The sequence below is a fragment of the Ornithinibacillus massiliensis genome (assembly GCF_018310345.1).
Classification (GTDB): Bacteria; Bacillota; Bacilli; order Bacillales; family Amphibacillaceae; genus Ornithinibacillus; species Ornithinibacillus massiliensis.
Window position 1 is genome coordinate 135,453 of sequence record NZ_JAGXBY010000006.1, and the last position, 22,858, is coordinate 158,310.

Here is a 22,858-nt window from a genome sequence, read left to right on the forward strand (position 1 = left end):
AAATACTTGAAGAAGCGATTTACACTCAATAAATTGATAGTCTATGTTTTATTATCTGTAGCAGCAGTTATTTCCCTTTTACCATTGTATTGGGTATTTAGTACATCGTTACAGCTTAAAAGCTATCAGGATGAAGAGCTAGACCGTCCAACATCGTACGTCAATGCAAACCCACCGAAGATGTATCCTGTTGGTATACCGGAATACTTCGAGCACTGGGGAAAGGCAAGAGAAGCTAAAAAAGCTGGAGATGCGGAAAAAGAAGCATACCACCGTGATATTATGTCCCATATTATCAGTGATACTTTTTCTGGCTTTACAAACTTATTTAGTAAAAATCAAATGGGATGGTGGTTCTTCAATAGTTTATATATTGGTATAGTGGTTACTATCGGGATTCTCTTATTGGACTCTATGGCCGGCTATGTGCTCGCCAAGAAGAGGTTTCCTGGGCGAAATCTCATATTCTGGCTTATCATATCCACGATGATGATTCCATCGCAGGTAACACTAGTACCAATGTTCATTATGGTTCGTGATTTAGGATTAATGGACACCCATTGGGCGCTAATTTTACCAGACTTATCCATGGTATTTGGTGTATTCCTTATGCGACAATTTATGCTCTCCATTCCAGATGAGCTAATTGAAGCAGCCAAGATTGATGGGGCGAGTGAATGGAGAACGTATTGGAAAATTGTATTACCACTAGCAAGGCCAGGACTAGCTGCACTTGGCATCTTTACATTTATGAACGTTTGGAACTCATTCTTATGGCCAATTATCGTATTAAACAGTGCTAAACTATACACATTACCAGTAGGTTTGAAAACATTACAGGATGCAAACTTAGCAGACTTCAAGCTACTGATGAGTGGTGCGGCCATAGCAGCAATACCAATGATCATCGTATTTCTTATCTTCCAACGTCACTTTGTAAAAGGATTGACTTTGGGCGGAGTGAAGGAGTAGTAAAATTGGTTTAGCTTAGGGTACTGGTAGGTTTGGTGATGAGTAACTGTTATTCGGAAACATCAATCCCTAATCTATGAAACCAATGCTACGGAAATTAAAATGAAACTTAATAGGATGGTATGCGAATGAATAAGTTATCAGCTTTGGTTACAGAAATGAGAAATGAGAATTCGATGACGATTGATAATATGTCTACATCGGAGATTCTGTCGGTTATTAATAAGGAAGATTTGAAAGTAGCTCTGGCAGTTCAACAGGTATTACCTGATATAGAGATGGCAGTAGAGAGAATCTACCAAGCATTAAAAAATGGCGGAAGATTGTTTTATGTTGGAGCGGGTACAAGTGGTAGGCTTGGAATATTAGATGCAGTGGAATGCCCACCTACCTATAGCACACCACCAGAGCTAGTTCAAGCTGTCATGGCTGGGGGAGCAAAGGCGATTGAAAAAGCGGTTGAAGGTGCCGAGGATAGTGAAGAACTGGGTGCCAATGACCTAGCAGAACGCGAGCTAACGGAGCTTGATATCGTTGTCGGAATTGCTGCTAGTGGCCGTACGCCATATGTTGCTGGTGCTTTGAAGTATGCACAGAAGATTGGTGCAGCAACCGTTAGCTTGACAAGCAATAAGCAGGCTGTCATCAGTCAATTTGCAGATGTGAAAATAGAAGTAGAGACCGGTCCTGAGGTCATTACAGGTTCAACGAGAATGAAGGCGGCTACTGCACATAAGTTAATCTTAAATATGCTTACGACTACTACCATGATTAAAATTGGTAAGGTATATGAAAATCTCATGGTTGATGTAAAGGTAAGTAATCAGAAATTAAGAGAAAGAGCGATTAACATCGTTTCAACGATTACAGGTGCCTCCTACGAAAAGGCTAAGGAAACATTGACACAATCGAATAATGAAGTAAAGCCTGCTATTGTAATGATCAAGGCAAATACAACGTTAGACGAGGCAAAGAGAGCGATACAACAAGCTAATGGATTTGTTCGAAAGGCGATTGACATTGCAGAAGCCAAAGGAGGAGTATAATTGATAACCTATCGTAGCTACCAATCTGGTGATGAGGTACAAATCGTACATGTATGGAATAATAGTCTAGGTAAAGACCCCATTACCCCGAAACGATTCCGTCATCTTGTATTACTCGATGCGAACTTTGACCCGAATGGTCTACGGTTAGCATTTGACGGCGAAACGTTAGTTGGTTGTATTTACGGATTAAGAAGATTGCTTCCTATGATTGGTACAGAACTGGAGGAGGAAAATGGCTGGATTACCTTTTTCTTTGTAGACCCGGATTACGAGCAGCAAGGAATTGGGTCGGAGCTAATGAAGCAGGTGGAGGAATTCTTTCAGGCGAATAATCGCAAAAGTATTTTCTTTGCATCGTATGCCCCGAACTATATTTTGCCCGGATTAGATGAGAAAACCTATCCAGGAGGCTATGCATTTTTACAAAAACTTGGGTTTAAAACACTCTATTCTCCAGTGGCGATGGACCGTAGTCTGTTAGATTTTCAATTGTCAGATGACATCAAACAATTGAAAAGAGAACGTGAAGTGGAAGGCTTTACGATTTCCATTGCACAGGATAAAGATGTTTATGAAGTCATTCAGTTTGCAAATCAACTGTTTAATCCGGATTGGGGAAGGGCTATCCGCGAAGGATTGAAAGAAGTTGTGCCACTAGAGCGTTTATTAATTGCGCGATACCATGATCAATTGGTAGGCTTTTGTTTATATGGGGGATATGAAGGAATACCAGAACGGTTCGGACCATTTGGTGTAGACCCCTCTATGCAAGGAAAAGGACTTGGGAAGCTATTGCTTCATGAGTGCTTATTTCAAATGAAAGCAGAAGGGCTTCATCATGCCTGGTTCCTATGGACTGGGGAGAAAAGCTCTGCAGGATATTTATATTTAAAAACAGGGTTTAACATTACACGTCAGTTCCATGTGATGAAGAAAGATATATAAAAGAAAGAGAGTTGATCGCATGTCATATATGACTGGAGGTTTAACCATGCTAACGGAGATGTTGCCGATGTTACCTCCCTCGGAGAAAAAGATAGCTACCTATATTATTGGACACCCTGAAGAGGCGATCAATTTGACAGCGCAGGAATTAGGTAAACGAAGTAATACAAGTGGAGCTGCTGTCATTCGGCTCTGTAAATCACTAGACTTAAAAGGTTTTCAAGACCTGAAGTTTCGAATCGCAGGGGATTTACAAAAAACAACTGATGAGGGCTTTCGCGATATTAAGCCAAACGAAAGCCTACAATCTATTATTGATAAAATGACAATTAACAGTATCCAAACGATTAAGGAAACGACAGAGCTACTACGGATTGATGAAGTGGAGAAGGCGGTAGAGTTATTGTTGAATGCCAAGAAAATTCACTTTGTTGGTGTTGGAGCATCTGGAATCATTGCCAAGGATGCCGAGCAGAAGTTTCTTCGAATCAATAAAACAGTTCATGCCTTTTCCGATACCCATATGGCAGCAACATTAGTAGCGAATGGTAATGAGGATGAAGTAGTGGTTGGAATCTCATTCTCTGGTGAAACCCAGGAAGTGGCTAAAGTATTAGAGCTTGCTAAACAGAAAAAGATGAAGACGATCAGTATTACGAGATATGGTAGCTCAAAGGTGACCGAACAAGCTGATATTAGACTGTATACATCAGCAACAAGAGAACCAACCTTCCGTAGTGGTGCCACATCGTCACGAATTGGTCAATTGCAAGTAATTGATATTTTATTCATGCGGGTAGCGACCTTGAAATACGAGGAAACGGTAAACTATATTGATGTCACGAGAGATGCAATTGATTTTATTACAGCAAACAGTAAGAAAAGGTAGGATAAATGAGCTGACTCCAAATGGGTTGGCTTATTTTTGCAGATAGGGAAGTAGAAGAATCTTCCCCCTGCATAAGAAAAGCTACTACATTCGCTAAAGGACAGCGAATGCTGAGTTTTTCTAAATAGCATAAATTTAAAGTGTCTAGCTCCGGAAGTCGAGATACTAAGATCTCTATCTCCGCAAGATCAGGATTACCGTGCTTCTGGTTTAAGTCTAGTCCGTATATCGCAAAACGAGCGCCCTGCGCTTTTTTAATTTAAGGAGGTCATGATATGCACTATCTTCCTTGGGATGAAGCAAGATTGGATCAACTGGTAGCATTATGGAATCAAGAACTCGGAGCTCATTATCCGATGCGTACAGAATTATTTAGACAAAATAGCTTCCTAGATGTCAATGTTTCCTATGAATGCTCTAGAATGGTTGTGGATGAGGCAAATCGGGTAATTGGGTTTATGGTAGTGAAGTATATGAAAGAGAAAACAGAAGTAAGTATGCGTGATGATCTGGGCTGGATTCAAGCCATCATCGTTGATTCTGCCTATCGAAATCGCGGAATTGGGACACAGCTACTAAATCATACGGAAGCTCACTTCAAACAAATAGGTCTAAAGGAAATTTTGCTAGGACGAGATATGTATCATTACTTTCCCGGCATACCTAGTGAGCTAGCAGAAACAGTGGATTGGTTTGAAAAAAGAGGGTATCAGCATCAAGGAACAGAAGTAGACTTAAGCAAATCCTTTACCGATTCTGAAACAGTACAAATGCCAACTATTCCAAATCTAGAATTTAGCATTCTCCAAGAAGCGGAAAAAGAAGATTTCCTTCAATTTCTACACCATTGTTTTCCTGGCAGATGGGAACATGAGGCAATTCACTATTTCCAAAAAGGTGGAACAGGTCGTGAGTTTGTTGTGGAAAAGGAAAATGGGCAGATAATCGGATTTTGCCGAATTAATGATGCCGAGTCCCCTATTATAATGGGAAATATAAATTGGACACCACTATTTCCAGGGAAAGTCGGAGGGATTGGTCCCCTTGGAGTCGATGCCAAGAAAAGAAAAAGTGGCTATGGTATAGCAGTTGTTCAAGCCGGGATTGCGTTTCTACGGGCTAGAGGGGTTAACCAAATGGTTATTGATTGGACTGGATTGGTCGATTTCTACCGAAAGCTCGGCTTTGACGTATGGAAAAGCTATCAATCCTATAAAAAGGAGATGTGATTATGCATGCTAAAGTACTAGATTTTTTGCAAAAGGAAATTGAATTACAGCATATACCAGGTGCGGTTATTCATGTTTCCTATAAGGGAAAGGTCATCATGCAGGAGGCGGTAGGTAACCGTGTTGTCTATCCAGAAAAAGCTCCTATGCAACTAGATACGGTATTTGACCTTGCCTCTCTAACCAAAGTTGTAGCCACATTACCAGGTATCCTGAAACTAATGGACGACGGGGAAATTCGGTTGGATGACCGAGTATCCTTTTTCTTACCTGAGTTTGCTAAGGAAGGGAAGGACCATATAACATTACGTCATTTACTCACGCACACTTCTGGTCTACCAGCACATGTGGAATACTTCAAAGAGAAGCTTGGCAAAGAACAAGTAATCGAGCGTATTTACCAACAATCTTTAGTCTATCCAACAGGGGAAAAGGTTGTATACAGTGACCTTGGATTAATTATGTTATATCAGGTGATGGAGAAAGTAACCGGTGAGTTATTTGAAACATTTGTAGGGCGTGAAATTTTTACCCCATTAGAAATGGATGAAACAGGATTTAATCCAAGTTTTAGTGAAGAAAGGTATGCAGTTACGGAATATAATGAGACGTTAAAAGCGCATAAATCTGGTATTGTACATGATGATAACACCGAATATATGGGCGGAGTTAGTGGTCATGCAGGATTATTTGCGCCAGTGGGTGATTTAGTTAAATTTGCACAAATGATAGAAAATAATGGTGTATTTAATGGTAAGCAATTGCTCTCTGAGACAGCTATACAGTTATCACGGAAAAATTATACAGCTTTTGATGAAGAATATCGTGGTTTGGGCTGGATGTTAAAAGGTCCAACCTATGCACCTTGTGGTGATTATTTCTCTGATGCTTCCTTTGGCCATACTGGGTTTACTGGTACTAGTATCTGGTTTGACCCGGCGGTAGATCTATCTGTCATCCTATTAACCAATCGAGTGCATTTTGGTAGGAAACCAGCTATTCTTCGCTTACGCCCAAGATTATATAATATCATTCGTAGTTATTTTTCATAGAGAGGGAGTAGTAGGATGCTGAAACGGCGATATGGGGATCGATCCAATTGGGCACGGATAATTGAACGTAGGTTTGCACAACAATATGTAGAGGATGAGCAATTTACTGGATATATGACATTACTCGATATGATCAAGGTCAGTGAACCATTAATTATTCGCTATGGAGAAGAAGAAAGATGTATTGTTGATGATGGCTATCAATGGCTATTTCAATTTCCCGAGAATCAGCATCATACAGTAACAACGACATTTAATTCGGCGGGAGAAATTGTCCAATGGTACATAGATATTTGCGTAGCAACAGGAGTGGAGAATGGTGTTCCTTGGATGGATGATTTGTTCCTGGATATCGTGATTTTACCAACGGGTCAAGTGAGAGTATTAGATGAGGATGAATTGGATGAAGCATTGACAAATGGCGTGATTACTAAGGCCCTATATGAATTGGCATGGAATGAAGTAAATCAGTTGTTGACGTTAATAGAGCGAAATGAATTTGGATTACTGGAGTTAGCCCAAAAACATAGGGAAGTATTAGAAGAGAAATTAGAGAAGCCATAGGGGATTAAGTTGTCTATTAGGTGAACTGTTTTAACAAAAAGAATTTTCAATTTAATTTATGGTAGAATGAAGTATGAACATTTAATAGAAGGAGTGAAAAATGGAAATGGTGGAAGCGATAGGCATTTTTGGCGGTTTTTTATCTTTAATCTTTGCATTGATCCCTATTGCACTTGCGGTTTTCGTATTAATTTGGTTGTACCAGATGAAAGTAAATAGTGACGTGCAAGTGAAACAGAATCAGGAGATTATTAGGTTGTTAGAAGAGGTTAGGAATAAATGAGTTTAGAGGCTGGGACAAAAGAATTTATTTTAAAGGAAAAACTGAATAGTGAGCAAGGACCCCGCTCCGGAAATATACTTAGCTTTCCGCGGGCGGCTGCCTTAGACTCCTCGTGCTACTTCTTTAGGGGTCTCACCTATGCCTATCCTCCCGCAGGAGTCTACGTATATTTCCGAATCTAGTATCGGTTTTACTTTTAATTCTTTTAGTTAAGTCCCAGCCTCACCTAATGCTATTGGATAAATTCATCTAGTATTGTATTGAATTTTTGATGATGCTCCCAGAACATCATATGTCCCCCTAATACTTCTAGTTGTGTTTGTGGTACATGTTTTTTCATGAAGTTTGTTGCAGTATCAGACCAATGCTCGGCAATTACTGTTAAAGTAGGTAACGATTTGCTAGCAATTGATGCTTCCGCTAGATAGTTGGAGAACATTCCCGATGCAAATAGATTCCCTGCTATGTAGTAAGGTGTTTTCATTGATTGCTCGACTAGCCAAGTTAATTCATCCTCCTTAAGCTCCCGCTGAATCATGACCCCAGTAGCATAGGCAATGATAAAATCTCGCTGCCCTTTTGGTGTACGTAATGAATTATTATATATAGCTGCAATATCATCCAGTGCTCCTTCTACCCAATCCTCCGTATCGATAGACAATGATTTTGGTGGCATATCGATTAATACGAGAGACTTTATTCCTTCTGCCCCATATTGCTTCATATACTCCCATATGGTTAAACAACCAAACGACCACCCGACTAAGGTTACATGATGTAATTGTAGGTGCTCCAATACTTTCCGTAAATCTGTTCCGTGTGTTACATAATCATTTCCATGTACGGTTATGGTTGATTTTCCATGACTCCTTGGATCCATCACAATAACACGATGATAATTGGAAAAGTAGGCTACTTGCTTTTCAAACACTTCTGTAGTGAATGTAAATCCTGGAATAAAAACGATAGGATCTCCTTCACCAACATCTTGAACAAAAAGCTCAACACCTGAATCTACCTCAATATACTTACCAGGCATTTAATCCCTCCTTAATTCCTTTTTTAAAACTATATTCCAAAAAGGCTTTAAAAGAACTACACAGGATAGGTACAAGATTTTTTCTAGCATTTATTTAAAAGTTGTACATATATTTGTAAGAAAAGTAGGGCAAATTGTATGCGTTTACCATTGCCCAAACTTTTTACAAGAATGCATAAAAGGGGGGCAATGTATGAAATTGCGAAGTCGTTCTTGGTTAGTCCTGTTGCAATGTGTTTTGATGGGGGCGTTTATTGTCGCTTGTTCTGATGATGGCGACACAGGTACGAATACTGGTCAAGGCGGTGAAATTGCTGGTGATTTAGAAATTCAATATTTTGTCGGTGGGTATGGCGATTCATGGTGGAAGGAAGTAATTTCTGATTTTAAAGATGCCTATCCTGATGTCAATGTTATTGAACATGCTGGTCCAACGATTAATGATGAAATGCGCTCCAGATGGGTATCCAATAACCCTCCTGATGTCGTATATATTGATGGTGCTGGATCGAGTGAAACCCAAATGGTAGAAGACGGACAGTTGATGAATTTAACCGCATGGCTAGAGGGAATCGAACTAGAAGGTGGAGATAAATTATTGGATAGCTTTATTGTGAAGCCTGCTACCTATGATGGAGAAATTTATTCCTTACCATTAGTATTTGATACTTGGGGTACGTGGTATGATAAAGCATTATTTGAGGAAAAAGGTTATACAGTTCCAGCTAATTTCGATGAATTTATGGAATCAATGAGTGAGATAAAGGCTGGAGAGGGAATTGACCCGTTTGTGACCACAGGGCAACATCCATATTACTTCCTACGTGGGATGCTTTATCCTGCTTTTGCAGCAGCCGGTGGCGAGCAATTATTAGCGGATGTCATTACTGGAAAAGAAGGCGCATGGTCAAGTGAGCAAGTATTAGCGATTATGAAACGTGTCGAGCAAATGGCGACAGAAGGGATGTTTGACTCTGGGCTAGGTGCATTGAATCATACCCAGTCACAAATGAACTTCTTACTACATGAAAATGCATTTATCCCAGTTGGGTTCTGGTTGCCGAATGAGATGAGAAATGATATTCCTGATGGATTCGAATTTGGTTTTATCCCATCCCCAATGAATGCTTCTGGTGAGAAATATGCCATTGTACCAGATTTACGTCCATTAGCAATTGCAGAGGAAGCAGCTAATCCAGAAGCTGCAAAAGCGTTTGTTGCGTTTGTGTTTACAAGAGAATATGCGAGCTCCTTCTCCGAGCATACTGGAGCGATCATGAACTTAAATGGTGTTGATCTAACACAGAATGAGAATGTTCCAGAATACTTAATGGATGCCAATGCAATGATTAATGACCCCAATGTAGTAGAAATCTATGAAAAACCACATCCAATGAGTGCTGATTTAGAAACACCTATCGGGAATGCCTTAATATCTCTCATGCTTGGAAATATGACTGCTGAAGAATTCGTTGCAGAAGCAGAAAAAGCTGCTTCCGAATATCGTGCAGGATTAGAATAAGTTACGATGGACTGCTTCTCCCTATCCAGAGGAGCAGTCCATATGATAGGAAATGAGTGATCGGATGGTACAATCTAAAAAGCAAAAATATTGGTTTTTGGCATTTTGTTTAATTCCTACATTTATTCTTTTTGCCGTTTTCACCCTATATCCGTTATTTAGTGGCCTTTATTATTCATTTTTTGATTGGTCTGGGTCGTCTAGTAATAAGGAATTTATTGGTTTCAGTAACTATGTAAAGCTATTTCATGATGCTGTCATCCCAGATACAATTGTCCATGATTATTTTTTAGTTGTGACGAAGATTATCGGAATCATGGTTCTGGCCATGTTCTTCGCAGTAGCACTAACACAATTAAAAATTATAGAAGCACCCTTTTACCGAATTGTGTTCTTCTTTCCTAATATCATGTCTGTTGTCGTAATCGGGATATTGTGGATGTTTATTTATAATCCTAGTTTAGGTCTTGTTAATTCCGGACTAGAGTTTTTAGGGCTAGAAAAATGGGCAAGACCATGGCTAGGTGATGAGAAGTGGGCATTACCGAGTTTGGTTTTTCCAGCTGTGTGGGCAGGAATTGGACTTTTCATGCTGATGCTGATGGGTGGTATTGCGAATATCTCGAAAAGCTATTACGAAGCGGCTAAAATTGATGGAGCTACCGAATGGCAGCAATTTTGGAAAATTACATTGCCACTAGTTTGGCCACAAATCAAAGTTTCGATTTTATATATTGTAATAACGACATTAAACGGCTCCTTTATTCTTGTACAAGTTATGACAGGTGGAGGTCCAAATAATGCGACCCATGTGATGGGCTCCTATTTGTATCAGCAGGCATTCAAACAATACAACTTTGGATACGGAGCAACGATTGGTGTCATGATACTTGTTTTATCGTTAATCACCGTATTATTATTGCAATTTTTGATGCGCAGGGAAAAAGTAGAATATTAGTTAAGGAGGGATGAGCAATGAAGCGAAGTGTAGGGCAACTATTAGGTAGGGCAGGTATTAGAATTCCACTTATACTATGGACTATTGCTGTTTTGTATCCGATATTTTGGATGTTTTTAGGATCGTTTAAATCCAATGCAGAAATCTATCGTAACCCATGGGGATGGCCAGATACGTTAAACTTTAGTAACTATGTGCAAGCATGGACAAATTACAATATTGATGTGAGTGTATGGAATAGTTTACTGGTTACCGTAATAGGAGCAGCTCTTACTTTGATATTAGCAATTCCTACAGCCTATGCAATAGAACGAATTAATTTTCGTGGGAGTAGGGTTTTATTTACCTTGTATATTTCAGCCATGATGATTCCAATGGTGTTAGGCTGGATTCCGCTATTCTTCCTGTTAGCCCAATTAAATCTATTGGATAATATATTTGGCCTGGCGATCGTGTATGCTGTGAGCCAATTACCATTTAGCATTTTTGTCCTCACGAGCTTTATGAGTACCATCCCAAAATCATTAGAAGAGTCTGCCGCGATAGACGGACTTTCTCCTTATGGCATCCTATTTAAAATCGTTACACCACTTACGATGTCAGGCATTATTACCGTTACCATTATGAACTGTATCCAGTTTTGGAATGAATACTTCATGGCGCTAATCTTCTTACAGACTAATACTAATTACACGCTAGCCCTAGCAATCGACTACATAAGCAATGAAGCCCAGTACACCAACGCATGGGGAACCCTATTTGCCAGTCTAGTAATAGCAATAGTTCCAGTAATTGTACTCTATTCTATCTTCCAGAGAAGGATTGCTAAGGGAATGACAGAAGGGGCGATAAAGGGGTAGGTAGTGAGTACATCTCAACTTAGATTGGGGGTATTGTAGCGTGAATGGGACGCAGCTATATTCCGAAAGGTCGCATCCCCCCGCGTCCCGGTCCTATCTATTTCTCGAAAGGTCGCATCATCGCGTGCTCCAGTCCTATCTAAATTCCGAAAGGTCGCATCTTCCCGCGTCCCGGTCCTATCTCCTTCTCAAAAGGTTACATCAAATCGCACCCCGAGCCCATCCCCCTCCCCAAAAGGCAACTTCCCTCCCTCATGAATAAATTAATACAACCTCCAAAAAGAAAAATATAATTAATTACAGCAAAACTATTGAATTACCTAGTAAAAACTGCTATATTTTTTTTAGCATAAATCGACTTTTGAAAGATTATTGTAAAAAGTGATATGCACTACCTATGTTACATACATTAATGGGGAAGGACAGAACGCTTACTTTTATAGGAAGAAATGTTGTCGATTAATTAAGTAATTTTATATAGGTTTACCGAAACAGTACGCACCCAACGGGGAAGGAAAAAGTCTAATTGTAGACACCTTTACCTGGTAGAGAAGGGTGTATTTTTAATGCCAAAAATTATGACTGATTGTCAGTCTTCCCCCAAATACCATGCTTAAAAGTGAAGAAGCGTAGTGTTTCGTATACTTATAAGCTGGAGGGAAAAAGTAAATAGTATGGCAGAGTCTCGTGGCATTATGGGGGACTGTCCCCCCTCAGTTAGAAAAAGGAGGGATGCATGTTGGGTGTTCAAATGGTGCAATTGGAAAATGTAACAAAAGAATTTGATGATACTAATGTGGTAGATAATCTAAATCTAGACATTAGAGCTGGGGAATTTCTAACATTGCTAGGGCCATCTGGGTGTGGTAAGACGACTACACTTCGAATGATTGCTGGCTTTGAAAAGCCAACTACAGGTAAGATTCTATTAAATGGTAAGCAAGTAGATGAAATGGAGCCCTATAAACGGGAAGTTAATACCGTGTTTCAAAGCTATTCCCTTTTCCCACATATGAGTGTGTTTGATAATGTAGCATTTGGTTTGAAGATGAAAAAGGTTGGTAAGGAAGAGATTAAAGAGCGTGTCACTAAAGCGCTTAAGCTTGTCCAACTGGAAGAATACGGAAATCGTAAGCCGAAACAATTAAGTGGTGGACAACAACAACGGATTGCAATTGCACGGGCAATTGTGAATAATCCAAAGGTACTTTTATTAGATGAACCGCTTGGAGCACTAGATTTAAAGCTACGAAAACAAATGCAGCTAGAATTAAAGCATCTCCAACAAACATTAAACATTACGTTTATTTATGTAACCCACGATCAAGAGGAAGCATTAACCATGTCTGACCGAATCGTGGTTATGAATAAAGGGAAAATCGAGCAGATTGGTCTGCCATATGAAATATACGAAAGACCACAAACACGTTTTGTGGCAGATTTTATTGGTCAAACTAATATTATCGAAGGTACTGTTCGTGGAATTAATGGTGAAATGGCGGAGATGGAGTACGCCAATAAACCGATTACAATTCCGAATACCGCTCATGTGACGAAGGATGAGGAAGTCATTATTTCTGTACGTCCTGAAAAATTAAAAATTAGCAGTACACCGATTGAAGGATTGAATAATGTAAAAGGTACCTTCAAGGAAAAAATCTATGTTGGCTCAGTGACGAAAATCGTAGTAACCATGCCAAACGGTGAGGATCTGACGGTTAATGAATCCCATGATAATATTGATGAATTAACCAATACTAATGATATCTATGTCAGCTGGAGCCCTAATAATTCGGTTGTTTTAAAAAAATAACATAAATTAAAATGAAGAGATTGGAGATGGGAAAGATTGAAAAAGTCTTTTGTATTTGCACTATTTAGTTTGTTGATTGTATTATTTCTAGCAGCTTGTGGATCTAATGGTGATTCGGATAATGCAGGTGGAGAGCAGGAATTAAGTGATGAACTAATCGTATTTAACTGGAGTGAATACATTCCCCAAGAAGTTATTGATGGTTTTGAAGAAGAGTATGGTGTAGATGTTGTATATTCTACCTACAATTCAAACCATGAAATGCTGACAAAAGTACAAAGCGGTACGGTTGCTTATGACCTAGTATTTCCTTCCGATTATTATGTGAAGCAAATGGTAGATAATGACTTATTGCTAGAAATAAATTTCGATAACATACCAAATTATGAGAATATCGCAAATGCATGGCGAAACATGCCGTTTGATGCTGAAAATAAATTCTCCGTTCCATTTATGTATGGATATGACGGAATTATATATAACAAGAAATACATTAAAGAAGCCCCTACTAGCTGGGAAGATTTATGGAACCCTGAATATGCAGGGAAATTAGTACTACTAGAAGAATCCAAAGAAGTTTCCAACATGGTACAACAATTATTAGGTAATGACATGAATGATCCAACAGAAGCACAATTAGAGGAAGGCTTCGAAAGAGTAAAAGAAATTATGCCAAATGTATTAGCATTTGATGCTGCACCATCCAGCCGTTTTGTTAGAGAAGAAGCATGGATTGGTCATGGTTATTCCGGATCAGCTGCTACGGCATGGTTAAAAAATGAAGACATTGACTTTGTTCTGCCGGAAGAAGGCGGCGTTGTTTGGTTAGATGCAATGGTAATTCCAAAAACATCAAAAAATAAATATACTGCTGAGGTATTTATTGACTACCTACTACGTCCAGAGGTAAGTGTTAAACTATCTGAATTTATTCCTTATGGAAATCCAAATGAGGCGGCTGTTGAGATATTACCAGATGAAATTAAAAATAGCCCTGGCTTAAACTTCCCTGACGAAGTAATTGAGCGTACGGAGTGGAATTTACCACTAGATTCAGATCGGACGCAATATATGAATCGATTGTTCCAAGAAGCAAAGGTTGAATAATGAAGTAAATAAAGAGGCTGTCAAAAGGCTCGGGGTCCCTCATAACATGATGAGGGACTATCCCCTTATAGACAACCTCTTCTCCTATGTCTAGTTTTTAGGCGCCAGAAACATACACATTTATAGTGTTTTATCTCTTTGGAAGGTAGGTGGAACATGTGAGACCAAGAACGAAGAAACTATTATTTTCGTTTTCCCTACTCGTCTTTTTATTCTTTTATATTCCAATTATGTTCGTTATTATCTATTCATTTAATGATTCTAAATTAGGAACAGTTTGGACAGGATTTACGTTAGATTGGTATAGCTCTATCTTTCAAAATCATCAACTGATTAATGCAACGATGAATAGTCTATATCTAGCAGTAATTTCAACTGTTATTGCAACCATTTTAGGGACGCTAGCAGCATTAGCGCTATATCGTTATACATTTATCGGGAAAAAGGCTGTTGAGTTTCTATTCTATATTCCAGTCGTCATTCCGGATATTGTCGTTGCGGTAGCTTTACTTGCCATTTATGGGATTCTAAATGTCTCGTTAGGATTAAATACAGCGATACCAGGACATGTGGCTATAACAATTTCGTATGTTATGCTTGTTGTACTAGCAAGACTTTCTTCCTTTGATAGTTCATTAGAGGAAGCGGCAAAAGACCTAGGGGCTAATGAGTGGCAAACCTTTTGGAAGGTTACCTTTCCATTAATCTTTCCGGGTATATTAGCTGGCGGATTGCTAGCTTTTACGATTTCGTTGGATGAATTTGTTATTTCGTTCTTTACACTAGGACCAGGTGATAATACATTACCAGTACTCGTCTATTCGATGGTTCGATTAGGTGTATCACCTGAAGTAAACGTACTTTCTACGATAATTATCGTAATCATGTTTATCGTGGTCACCATTGTTGGGCTAAATATGCGAAAGAAAGGGGATATGAGAAATGATTAGAAATTTTAAAAAGGCTTATTTATTGTTATCCCCTAGCTTATTTTGGCTAACCTTATTCTTAGTTATCCCAGTCATATTTATTGCAGTGATCAGCTTCACTACAAATGGTGATTTTGGTGGAATTATTTATGAATTTAGCTTAAAAGCCTATTCTTCTGCTTTTAGCTCGCTTTATGCAAAAGTGATTTGGCAATCGGTATGGTGGGCACTGATAGCAACGATCGTTTGTTTATTCATTGCTTACCCATTTGCCTATTTTATAGCTAATGCTGGTAAGTGGAAAAATTTATTGCTACTGCTTGTCATGGTACCGTTTTGGACCAATTTATTGATTCGTTTGTATGCATGGATTATTTTAATGAATAATCAAGGTGTCATTAATAATGTATTAATAGATTTAGGCTTTATTAAGGAGCCGCTTGCACTAATGTATTCACCAGGTGGCGTCATTCTTGGATTAGTTTACGGATTCCTTCCATTTATGATCTTACCGATATACTCCTCCATCGAGCAGTTAGATAAAACATACTTGGAGGCATCGGAGGATTTAGGGGCAGGACCGGTAAAAACTTTCCTAAATGTTACATTACCATTAACATTCCCTGGTATTTTGGCTGGCTTTATTATCACATTTGTACCAGCAATTAGTGTATTTGTTGTTACCGACTTATTTACTGGTGGTAAGCTATTAATGGTTGGGAATGTCATTCGTGATGCATTCTTAGTTGAAATGAATTGGCAGCTTGGTGCAGCACTTTCTTTATTACTGATGATTTTAGTGCTGTTATCCTTGTTGATATTTATGCGATTTACCAATCGGAAGGATCGGAAGTTTTTAGTATAAGATAGTGATAGCAAAAAGTGTGCTTCGGCACGCTTTTTTTAATTAGTTTTGTTAGGACTTTTGGATTAATTGTTTGTAATGAGATAGGTGTAATGTACTATTCGGTTGAAAAATGTCGAATTATGGAAAGTCTTCTAGTATAATAGGACCAACTATAGAGGTTTTACGAAAAAGGCAAACTTATCCGAAAGGGAAGGACGCAAAGCCGAGGGCCTAAAGCACTATTGTTATGGCAGCCTAGCTACCGGAGAAAACTGGGACTAGAGTATGATAGGAGGACCTTTTCTTTGGTTCTCCTTTTAATTAGCAGATGGGAAGAATAAACAGCTTTCCCGCCAGCATAGAAAAACGAACATATTCGTTAAAGGGCAACCAAATGAGCGTTTTTCTAATGTGATAGTGGACCTAGGTATTTTCGAAAACCTACTTATTTATATAAGGAGGTGTTTGAAATGGATGATAAAGTTTGGATTTCTATTCTAATGGTTGTTGTTTTTCTATTCATATTGCTATTATTCTTTCTTATTAAACAGGTAATTAAAAAGTATCAGCCTAAAGATAACACTACTATAGATAGGAACGAAGTAGAGAACCATCCTACTTTAACTAGTGTAACTCTAAGCGGAAATGACCAGGTAAGTGTAGAGGGTATCACCTGTTTTGTTGAATTTCTCGATGTAGATAATGAGAAATTGAATCCGAATTTTATACAGGGTGTTTTAAAAAATGTTAGTCTTGACGGTGTAACGTTTGTGTGTGATGTTGAATATCCGATAATCGATGATATGACCATAAAGATTCGTTTTTCCCTAAAGGATACGGTGTTTATTTTGAAAGGAAGAATCATTCGGAAGGAATTATATCAGGAAAGTGATCGATTTGGATATAGAGTAGTATTTACAAATTCGTATGAGGAAGACCGAGAATTATTACATCAGATACTAGAAAAGATATTGGTGGAGAAGCGAAAAAAGTTGAAATCTAATCGAGGATGTGGGGAGTCTATGGTCTAGTACCATGGGCTTTTTTGTTGATTGGAATGGAGTGAACTACAAAAAAGAATAATTTTTTTTAAAAAAAGATTAAACATCTATTTTTCATGCCGATATAATAGGTACAACATCATGATGATGTAAAAAATGTTTTGGCCAAACATTTTACTTTACTAAGTTAATAACTCTAATAGGAGTTGTTATAGATGCGAGCCATATGGATGTGACTCGCAAAATAAAAACAAAATACATGGAGGTATGTAAACATGATTATCAATCACAATATTTCTGCATTAAATGCACACCGTCAATTAGGTGTAAACACAGGAGCTACTCAAAACTCTTTAGAAAAACTATCTTCTGGTCTTCGTATCAACCGTGCTGGAGATGATGCTGCAGGTCTAGCAATCTCTGAAAAAATGCGTGGACAAATTCGCGGTTTAGAAATGGCATCTAAGAATGCTCAAGATGGTATTTCTTTAATCCAAACTGCTGAAGGTGCTTTAACTGAAACTCATTCAATTTTACAACGTATGCGTGAGTTAACTGTACAAGCGGGTAACCTTGGAACTCAAGAAAGTGATGATTTATCTGCAATCCAAGATGAAATCACTGCACTTATTGAAGAAATTGATGGAATTGCTGAGCGTACTCAGTTTAACGGTAAAGGCTTACTAGATGGATCTTTTGCTGCAGGTGAAAGCGAATTAGTATTCCAAATCGGTGCTAATCAAAACCAAAACCTTGTTGTAAACATTAATGATATGGGTGCTGAAGCATTAGAAGTAAAAGATATTGATGTATCTAGCTTTACAGAAAGCTCACATTTTGATGCTGCTGTAGGTAAAATTGATGCTGCTATCAAATCTGTTTCTGAACAACGTTCTGGTCTTGGTGCAGTTCAAAATCGTCTTGAGCACACAATCAACAACCTAGGTGCTTCTCAAGAAAACCTAACTGCTGCTGAATCTCGTATCCGTGACGTTGATATGGCTAAAGAAATGATGGAATTCACTAAGAATAACATCCTAACTCAAGCAGCACAATCAATGTTAGCTCAAGCTAACCAACAACCTCAAGGTGTATTACAATTACTTCGTTAATTAGTAGATTTTAGAGGTTTATAATAAAAAAATTGGCGTACCAGATAATAATTGGTACGCCAATTTTTTATTGTTATACTCCGTTTAAATCCTCGCCTTATTCCCTAAACAAATTATTATTTAATCCGATATTAATATTATGTAATTTACAACCTATATTAAAGGAGTTTCATCTATGACCAAGTTAGAAGAAAATACTATTTTTCAGGTAAAAAATATTATAGATACATTAATTGAAGCAACTAGTCACTTTTCAAAATTAGTTAAACAGAAGGAATTAAACCAATGTATCTTCATGTTTAGTTCAATCGTAGATGGTGTTACTGCTATTGAGAAAGTAACAGCTAACTCTAATTTAACATTAGGACAAAAGGAAAAAAAGAAAATTGAAAATACATTATTATTAATTGCTCAAGAGTTAGAGACAAATAATTTAATAAAAATTGCTGAAATAATACAGTTTTCATTAATGCCTCTCTTAAAACAATGGCAAAAAGAATTTGAAGTAGATGAGATCGGTTTACTAAATAAAGATATTACTATCGGTGTCTATTTAAGTGAATCTAACCCAAGAATTGCTTATCCTAAACCTAGAATTGATGCTTTAGTTGAGGAAGCAGAGAAACAGGGAGTAACCCTATTATTCTTTTCCTCATCAGGTGTTAACATGGATGCTAAGCAAGTTACGGGAGAAGTATTCCAAAATGGAAAGTGGCAAGAGGTTACTTCTTCTTTTCCAAATGTCATTCATAACATAGGAATAGCATCTCGAGAGCGACAAACTATTACGGAAAGGAAGTTGCGAAGAGAGGTTCCTTTTACTAGTTTTGGAGTTGGAAACAAATTTTATTTACCAAAAATAGTAGTGGAAAATAGGAAGTTTGCAGAGCTACTAGTCCCTTTTAAAATAATTACTGATGAAGATAGAATATTAGAGTTTTTAAATGAAAATCAAAAAGGTGTATTAAAACCTATAATGGGTAGACAAGGTCTCTTTATATATTATGTAGAAAAGAACGGTAATCACTTTATAATTCACGAAGATAAGAAAGAACGGATCCTAGGAAAAGAAAAATTCACCATGTGGATTCAAGACGTTATTCTAAAGAACAAAAATAGCTATATGATTCAAAAATATATTCATGCTCGTACTAATGCTGGTGAACCATTTGATATTCGAGCTCATGTTCAAAAGAATAATGAAGGAAAGTGGCAGATAACCAAAATCTATCCGCGCATAGGTAATAAGAAAAGTATTTTGAGTAATATCAGTCGAGGTGGTAGAACTCAAGAACTTGACGTTTTTTTGACGAACGAGTATGGTGCAAAGGGTAAACAGTATGCGGAAGAACTAAGGAAGCTTTCTCTAGATATAACGTATCATTTAGATAAACTCTATGGTTTGGTTTTAGATGAGTTAGGATTAGATTTAGCCATTGATAAAAACGGCCGTTTTTGGCTTCATGAAGTAAATAATGGACCACAATCCACCTATCATGAGAAAGAAAGAGCTATTAATACAATCGGTTACGCAATTTATATTGCTAAGAATGGAATATTCCTAACCAATAGTTTTCAAAAGCAAAGTAAAAGTATAGGGAATTTTGATTCCCGAAACTCGAATCTAGAATGGGCGGAACTAGATAATCGAGTAAGTATTGGAATGTTAGTTCAGGAAAATGAGATAAATAATTTAACGATTGCTTGTGCGTATGTTGCAAAGTATGAAAATGTACACTTTTTTTATTTTACTCCTAAGGATATAGATTATGATGAAATGTGTATAAGAGGATACTTTTATCAAAATAAAGAATGGGTACCTATGATTGTAAATTATCCTGATGTAATTTATGATCGTTTACGAGCAAGAGGAATTGAGGGCTTTCATACAGTTTATGAAGAACTAGAGGGAATTCCATTTACTAATCAATTCTATGGAAATTCGATTAGTAAACTAGAAGTTTATGATAAATTAAGTGCAATAGAACAACTTAGTGATATTATGATTCCTTATCAAAAAGTTAATCGATTGAAAGATATATTCCATTACATTCAAGAGTACGGTTCAGTAATCTTAAAACCGGAAGTAGGTTCATTTGCAAAAGGTGTACGCTATATTGAAAAATTGAATATTGATAGATATAGAGTGGCTGATGGAGAAAATGTTAATGAACTGAGTGAATTATCATTATCGAAGTATATAAGAGACGTTATTAAAAAAGGCACTTTTATTGTACAAAAGTATATAGAAACAAGAACAAAAGAAGGTAATCCGTTTGATATCCGTGTCCATATGATGAAGGATGGAAATGGAGAATGGTCATTTGTTAATAAACACCCTAGAATTGGTACTAATTATGCAACTATTACAGTCTTTAGAAGTGGTGGATATGTTGGAGAGTTAGTAGCTTTCTTAAATAGGAATTATTCTCAAGATAAGTCGAGTATCCTTGTAAGTAAAATTGAGGAAAGAGCTCTAAATATTGCGAGTGAATTTGATGCCCTGTACGAAAACAAAATAAGTGAATTAGGTATCGACTTAGCAATAGACAAGGATTTAAATATATATCTAATTGAAGTTAATGTTAATAAACCTGGGATTGTGTATTATGAATTCGAAGTTGCTAAGCACGCCATTCCGTATGCTAAATATTTATCTCAAAAGAATTCAACTAACAATCAAAAGAAAATGGAAACTTTTTGAAAGTGATATTATTTACTAATAATCTCTTGGATAATAAGTAAAGTGTAAGGTCGGGGATGTATAGATGTTCAAAAGAGATTATATTTAAGGACTCTAGTTTCTAGAGTCCTTCTATTTTACAGCTAAAAACATAGTTGTTATTAAATAAATGACTTTATATACGGCTGAAATAAATTATTATAAATTACTATAATACCCCTTTACTTCTAAAATGTAATGGCCGATATATACAATAGAGAAAAACTTTAATCTCACACATAATCCAAATCGACAAAGGCAAACTTACTGAAAAGTAAGGACGCAAAGCCATGGGTCTAAGGTCTAGTAGACTAAGATTGCCAGGTTACCAAGTATAGAATCTATAACATTCTATTTGGCTATTCTTTCTAGAAGAATAGCTTTTTTAATTCACATATGGAGGTCTACACATGGATAAATCATCATTAATAGGAATTATACTAGGGATCCTTGCAGTTGGGGTCGGAATGGTACTGAAGGGTGTTGGTCTTGGAGCATTGATAAATCCTGCTGCCATTCTCATTATTCTTGTAGGAACAGCAGCTTCTGTCATTATTGCCTTCCCAACCAGAACACTGAAAAGAATACCAGCACTCTTCAAGATTCTATTTACCGAAAGGAAAGAACAAAGTGCAGAAGAATTAATTGATACATTCTCTGATATGGCTGATATAGCTAGAAAGGAAGGGATTTTATCTTTAGAAAGTCAATTGGATAAAATTGAAGATCCATTTTTAGCGTCAGGATTACAGCTTGCAGTGGATGGGCAAACTCCGGAATTTATCCGAGATGTCATGATGGAGAAAATTGATGCCATGGAAAAACGCCATGAAGAAGGTGCAGCTATTTTTTCTCAAGCTGGTACATATGCTCCAACACTGGGGGTACTTGGTGCAGTGGTAGGTTTAATAGCAGCTCTAGCGGATATGTCTGATATTGAAGCACTAGGAAAGGCAATCTCTGCAGCGTTTATCGCAACATTACTTGGTATTTTTACTGGATATGTCATGTGGCATCCATTTGCCAATAAACTGAAGGCAAAGTCAAAGCATGAAGTAGAAATTAAAGAAATCATGATTGAAGGTATTGTATCGATTACAGTTGGGGAGTCATCAAAAGTTCTAAGGGATAAGCTTGGTTCTTATCTAACGACAAAAGAATTAGAACGATTAAATCAGGAGCCGAAAAATGAAGAAGAATAAACGGAAAAAAGCGGAACATCATGTTGATGAATCGTGGTTACTCCCTTACTCTGATTTATTAACATTACTTGTTGCCTTGTTTATTGTCTTATTTGCTATGAGTGAGATAGATGTGAAGAAATATGAGGAACTGTCTACTTTCTTTAGAAGCGAGTTTTCCAGCGGGGATAAAGGGATAATGGAACATCCTGTTCCTTCTCCTGAGCTGAAAGAACAACAAGAAGTGGAAGAACAAAATCAGAATCATAAAGATGGTCAACATGAGCTGCAAAATTTACAAGAGCTTCAAAAGAGAATCGATGCCTATATCCAAGAAAATGGTCTGTCGGAGTCACTTGGTACCAATCTATCTGGTGAAGGATTAATGATCACGATCAAGAATGATATTTCCTTCGAGCCAGGTAGTGCAGAGGTTAATCAGGGCGGGATAAAGATTGCGAATGAGATATCGCGTCTGTTATATACAGATCCCCCTCATCAAGTAGTCATTAGTGGCCATACGGATGATGTTCCAATGAACAATGAACAATTTGGTTCGAATTGGGAGCTAAGTGTTATGCGCGCTGTAAACTTTATGACGTTAATTTTAGATAATGAACAACTCGATCCAGCGAAATTTAGTGCAAAAGGATTCGGGGAGCATCAACCGCTTGTTCCAAATAACAGTGCGGAAAATAGAGCAATAAATAGACGAGTGGAAGTACTAATTTTGCCTAATTACGACATCACAGAACATTTACCATAACACATTATAATTGAGGAG

General features: G+C 37.5%; 21 protein-coding genes and 2 riboswitches. Of the genes, 20 read left to right on the plus strand and 1 reads right to left on the minus strand.

Going from position 1 to position 22,858, the window contains the following annotated elements; translation table 11 throughout:
• The first annotated feature begins 6 nt into the window (after nucleotides 1–6).
• From KGF86_RS15960 to KGF86_RS15995, 8 genes are all read left to right on the plus strand, one after another.
• Nucleotides 7–972 carry a carbohydrate ABC transporter permease gene (locus KGF86_RS15960; RefSeq protein ID WP_186870353.1) on the plus strand — a complete coding sequence of 322 codons (966 nt, stop codon included), beginning with the start codon at nucleotides 7–9 and terminating at the stop codon, nucleotides 970–972.
• Nucleotides 973–1,100: 128 nt separating this feature from the next.
• On the plus strand, nucleotides 1,101–2,018 hold the full coding sequence (gene murQ, locus KGF86_RS15965; protein WP_425516498.1) for an N-acetylmuramic acid 6-phosphate etherase: 918 nt from the start codon (nucleotides 1,101–1,103) through the stop codon (nucleotides 2,016–2,018).
• Nucleotides 2,019–2,966, plus strand: a complete 948-nt coding sequence (locus KGF86_RS15970; RefSeq protein ID WP_186870351.1) for a GNAT family N-acetyltransferase — start codon at nucleotides 2,019–2,021, stop codon at nucleotides 2,964–2,966.
• Between the two features lie 46 nt (nucleotides 2,967–3,012).
• Complete coding sequence (locus KGF86_RS15975) at nucleotides 3,013–3,855, plus strand: MurR/RpiR family transcriptional regulator (RefSeq protein WP_246521630.1); 843 nt, start codon at nucleotides 3,013–3,015, stop codon at nucleotides 3,853–3,855.
• Between the two features lie 275 nt (nucleotides 3,856–4,130).
• Nucleotides 4,131–5,084, plus strand: a complete 954-nt coding sequence (locus tag KGF86_RS15980) for a GNAT family N-acetyltransferase (protein ID WP_186870349.1) — start codon at nucleotides 4,131–4,133, stop codon at nucleotides 5,082–5,084.
• 2 nt (nucleotides 5,085–5,086) lie between these two features.
• Nucleotides 5,087–6,136, plus strand: a complete 1,050-nt coding sequence (locus tag KGF86_RS15985) for a serine hydrolase domain-containing protein (RefSeq protein WP_211742435.1) — start codon at nucleotides 5,087–5,089, stop codon at nucleotides 6,134–6,136.
• A 15-nt stretch (nucleotides 6,137–6,151) separates the two neighbouring features.
• Nucleotides 6,152–6,700, plus strand: a complete 549-nt coding sequence (locus KGF86_RS15990; protein ID WP_186870347.1) for a ribonuclease FAU-1 family protein — start codon at nucleotides 6,152–6,154, stop codon at nucleotides 6,698–6,700.
• A gap of 100 nt (nucleotides 6,701–6,800) precedes the next feature.
• Nucleotides 6,801–6,983, plus strand: a complete 183-nt coding sequence (locus tag KGF86_RS15995; protein WP_186870501.1) for a hypothetical protein — start codon at nucleotides 6,801–6,803, stop codon at nucleotides 6,981–6,983.
• Nucleotides 6,984–7,215: 232 nt separating this feature from the next.
• Here KGF86_RS15995 and KGF86_RS16000 read toward each other — a convergent pair whose 3' ends face one another.
• Nucleotides 7,216–8,022, minus strand: coding sequence for an alpha/beta fold hydrolase (locus KGF86_RS16000; RefSeq protein ID WP_186870649.1), 807 nt, complete (start codon nucleotides 8,020–8,022; stop codon nucleotides 7,216–7,218).
• 193 nt (nucleotides 8,023–8,215) lie between these two features.
• Here KGF86_RS16000 and KGF86_RS16005 point away from each other — a divergent pair, with 193 nt between their 5' ends.
• The 12 genes from KGF86_RS16005 (at nucleotide 8,216) to motB (ending at nucleotide 22,840) form a co-directional block, all read left to right on the plus strand.
• Nucleotides 8,216–9,544, plus strand: a complete 1,329-nt coding sequence (locus tag KGF86_RS16005) for an ABC transporter substrate-binding protein (RefSeq protein WP_211742436.1) — start codon at nucleotides 8,216–8,218, stop codon at nucleotides 9,542–9,544.
• 64 nt (nucleotides 9,545–9,608) lie between these two features.
• On the plus strand, nucleotides 9,609–10,502 hold the full coding sequence (locus tag KGF86_RS16010) for a carbohydrate ABC transporter permease (RefSeq protein WP_186870659.1): 894 nt from the start codon (nucleotides 9,609–9,611) through the stop codon (nucleotides 10,500–10,502).
• Nucleotides 10,503–10,519: 17 nt separating this feature from the next.
• The gene (locus KGF86_RS16015) at nucleotides 10,520–11,362 is read left to right on the plus strand and encodes a carbohydrate ABC transporter permease (RefSeq protein WP_211742437.1); all 843 of its coding nucleotides are present in this window, start codon (nucleotides 10,520–10,522) and stop codon (nucleotides 11,360–11,362) included.
• 736 nt (nucleotides 11,363–12,098) lie between these two features.
• Nucleotides 12,099–13,175, plus strand: a complete 1,077-nt coding sequence (locus tag KGF86_RS16020; protein WP_186870646.1) for an ABC transporter ATP-binding protein — start codon at nucleotides 12,099–12,101, stop codon at nucleotides 13,173–13,175.
• Nucleotides 13,176–13,211: 36 nt separating this feature from the next.
• Nucleotides 13,212–14,282 carry an ABC transporter substrate-binding protein gene (locus KGF86_RS16025; protein WP_211742439.1) on the plus strand — a complete coding sequence of 357 codons (1,071 nt, stop codon included), beginning with the start codon at nucleotides 13,212–13,214 and terminating at the stop codon, nucleotides 14,280–14,282.
• Between the two features lie 158 nt (nucleotides 14,283–14,440).
• On the plus strand, nucleotides 14,441–15,232 hold the full coding sequence (locus tag KGF86_RS16030; protein WP_186870644.1) for an ABC transporter permease subunit: 792 nt from the start codon (nucleotides 14,441–14,443) through the stop codon (nucleotides 15,230–15,232).
• The gene (locus KGF86_RS16035) at nucleotides 15,225–16,076 is read left to right on the plus strand and encodes an ABC transporter permease (protein WP_186870643.1); all 852 of its coding nucleotides are present in this window, start codon (nucleotides 15,225–15,227) and stop codon (nucleotides 16,074–16,076) included. Before KGF86_RS16030 ends, KGF86_RS16035 begins: the two co-directional genes overlap by 8 nt.
• Nucleotides 16,077–16,239: 163 nt before the next feature.
• A riboswitch (cyclic di-GMP riboswitch) is annotated at nucleotides 16,240–16,325 on the plus strand.
• A 203-nt stretch (nucleotides 16,326–16,528) separates the two neighbouring features.
• Complete coding sequence (locus tag KGF86_RS16040; RefSeq protein ID WP_186870642.1) at nucleotides 16,529–17,089, plus strand: PilZ domain-containing protein; 561 nt, start codon at nucleotides 16,529–16,531, stop codon at nucleotides 17,087–17,089.
• Nucleotides 17,090–17,334: 245 nt separating this feature from the next.
• Nucleotides 17,335–18,171 (plus strand): flagellin Hag, encoded by an 837-nt coding sequence (hag, locus tag KGF86_RS16045; RefSeq protein WP_186870641.1) that lies wholly within the window; start codon nucleotides 17,335–17,337, stop codon nucleotides 18,169–18,171.
• 175 nt (nucleotides 18,172–18,346) lie between these two features.
• A complete protein-coding gene (locus KGF86_RS16050; RefSeq protein WP_186870640.1) occupies nucleotides 18,347–20,875 on the plus strand; it encodes a YheC/YheD family protein in 2,529 nt (842 codons plus the stop codon).
• A 265-nt stretch (nucleotides 20,876–21,140) separates the two neighbouring features.
• Nucleotides 21,141–21,226: riboswitch (cyclic di-GMP riboswitch) on the plus strand.
• Between the two features lie 77 nt (nucleotides 21,227–21,303).
• Nucleotides 21,304–22,095, plus strand: a complete 792-nt coding sequence (gene motA, locus KGF86_RS16055; RefSeq protein WP_211742440.1) for a flagellar motor stator protein MotA — start codon at nucleotides 21,304–21,306, stop codon at nucleotides 22,093–22,095.
• Nucleotides 22,082–22,840, plus strand: coding sequence for a flagellar motor protein MotB (motB, locus tag KGF86_RS16060; protein ID WP_211742441.1), 759 nt, complete (start codon nucleotides 22,082–22,084; stop codon nucleotides 22,838–22,840). The genes motA and motB overlap by 14 nt, the downstream gene beginning before the upstream one ends.
• Nucleotides 22,841–22,858 lie beyond the last annotated feature (18 nt).

What these genes read in the sequence shown, in the direction of transcription:
- murQ (WP_425516498.1), top strand. Translation starts at nt 1,101, where the DNA reads ATGAATAAGTTATCAGCTTTGGTTACAGAAATGAGAAATGAGAATTCG.
- KGF86_RS15975 (WP_246521630.1), top strand. Translation starts at nt 3,013, where the DNA reads ATGCTAACGGAGATGTTGCCGATGTTACCTCCCTCGGAGAAAAAGATA.
- KGF86_RS15980 (WP_186870349.1), top strand. Translation starts at nt 4,131, where the DNA reads ATGCACTATCTTCCTTGGGATGAAGCAAGATTGGATCAACTGGTAGCA.
- KGF86_RS15985 (WP_211742435.1), top strand. Translation starts at nt 5,087, where the DNA reads ATGCATGCTAAAGTACTAGATTTTTTGCAAAAGGAAATTGAATTACAG.
- KGF86_RS15990 (WP_186870347.1), top strand. Translation starts at nt 6,152, where the DNA reads ATGCTGAAACGGCGATATGGGGATCGATCCAATTGGGCACGGATAATT.
- KGF86_RS15995 (WP_186870501.1), top strand. Translation starts at nt 6,801, where the DNA reads ATGGAAATGGTGGAAGCGATAGGCATTTTTGGCGGTTTTTTATCTTTA.
- KGF86_RS16000 (WP_186870649.1), bottom strand. Translation starts at nt 8,022, where the DNA reads ATGCCTGGTAAGTATATTGAGGTAGATTCAGGTGTTGAGCTTTTTGTT.
- KGF86_RS16005 (WP_211742436.1), top strand. Translation starts at nt 8,216, where the DNA reads ATGAAATTGCGAAGTCGTTCTTGGTTAGTCCTGTTGCAATGTGTTTTG.
- KGF86_RS16010 (WP_186870659.1), top strand. Translation starts at nt 9,609, where the DNA reads ATGGTACAATCTAAAAAGCAAAAATATTGGTTTTTGGCATTTTGTTTA.
- KGF86_RS16015 (WP_211742437.1), top strand. Translation starts at nt 10,520, where the DNA reads ATGAAGCGAAGTGTAGGGCAACTATTAGGTAGGGCAGGTATTAGAATT.
- KGF86_RS16020 (WP_186870646.1), top strand. Translation starts at nt 12,099, where the DNA reads ATGTTGGGTGTTCAAATGGTGCAATTGGAAAATGTAACAAAAGAATTT.
- KGF86_RS16035 (WP_186870643.1), top strand. Translation starts at nt 15,225, where the DNA reads ATGATTAGAAATTTTAAAAAGGCTTATTTATTGTTATCCCCTAGCTTA.
- KGF86_RS16040 (WP_186870642.1), top strand. Translation starts at nt 16,529, where the DNA reads ATGGATGATAAAGTTTGGATTTCTATTCTAATGGTTGTTGTTTTTCTA.
- hag (WP_186870641.1), top strand. Translation starts at nt 17,335, where the DNA reads ATGATTATCAATCACAATATTTCTGCATTAAATGCACACCGTCAATTA.
- KGF86_RS16050 (WP_186870640.1), top strand. Translation starts at nt 18,347, where the DNA reads ATGACCAAGTTAGAAGAAAATACTATTTTTCAGGTAAAAAATATTATA.
- motA (WP_211742440.1), top strand. Translation starts at nt 21,304, where the DNA reads ATGGATAAATCATCATTAATAGGAATTATACTAGGGATCCTTGCAGTT.
- motB (WP_211742441.1), top strand. Translation starts at nt 22,082, where the DNA reads ATGAAGAAGAATAAACGGAAAAAAGCGGAACATCATGTTGATGAATCG.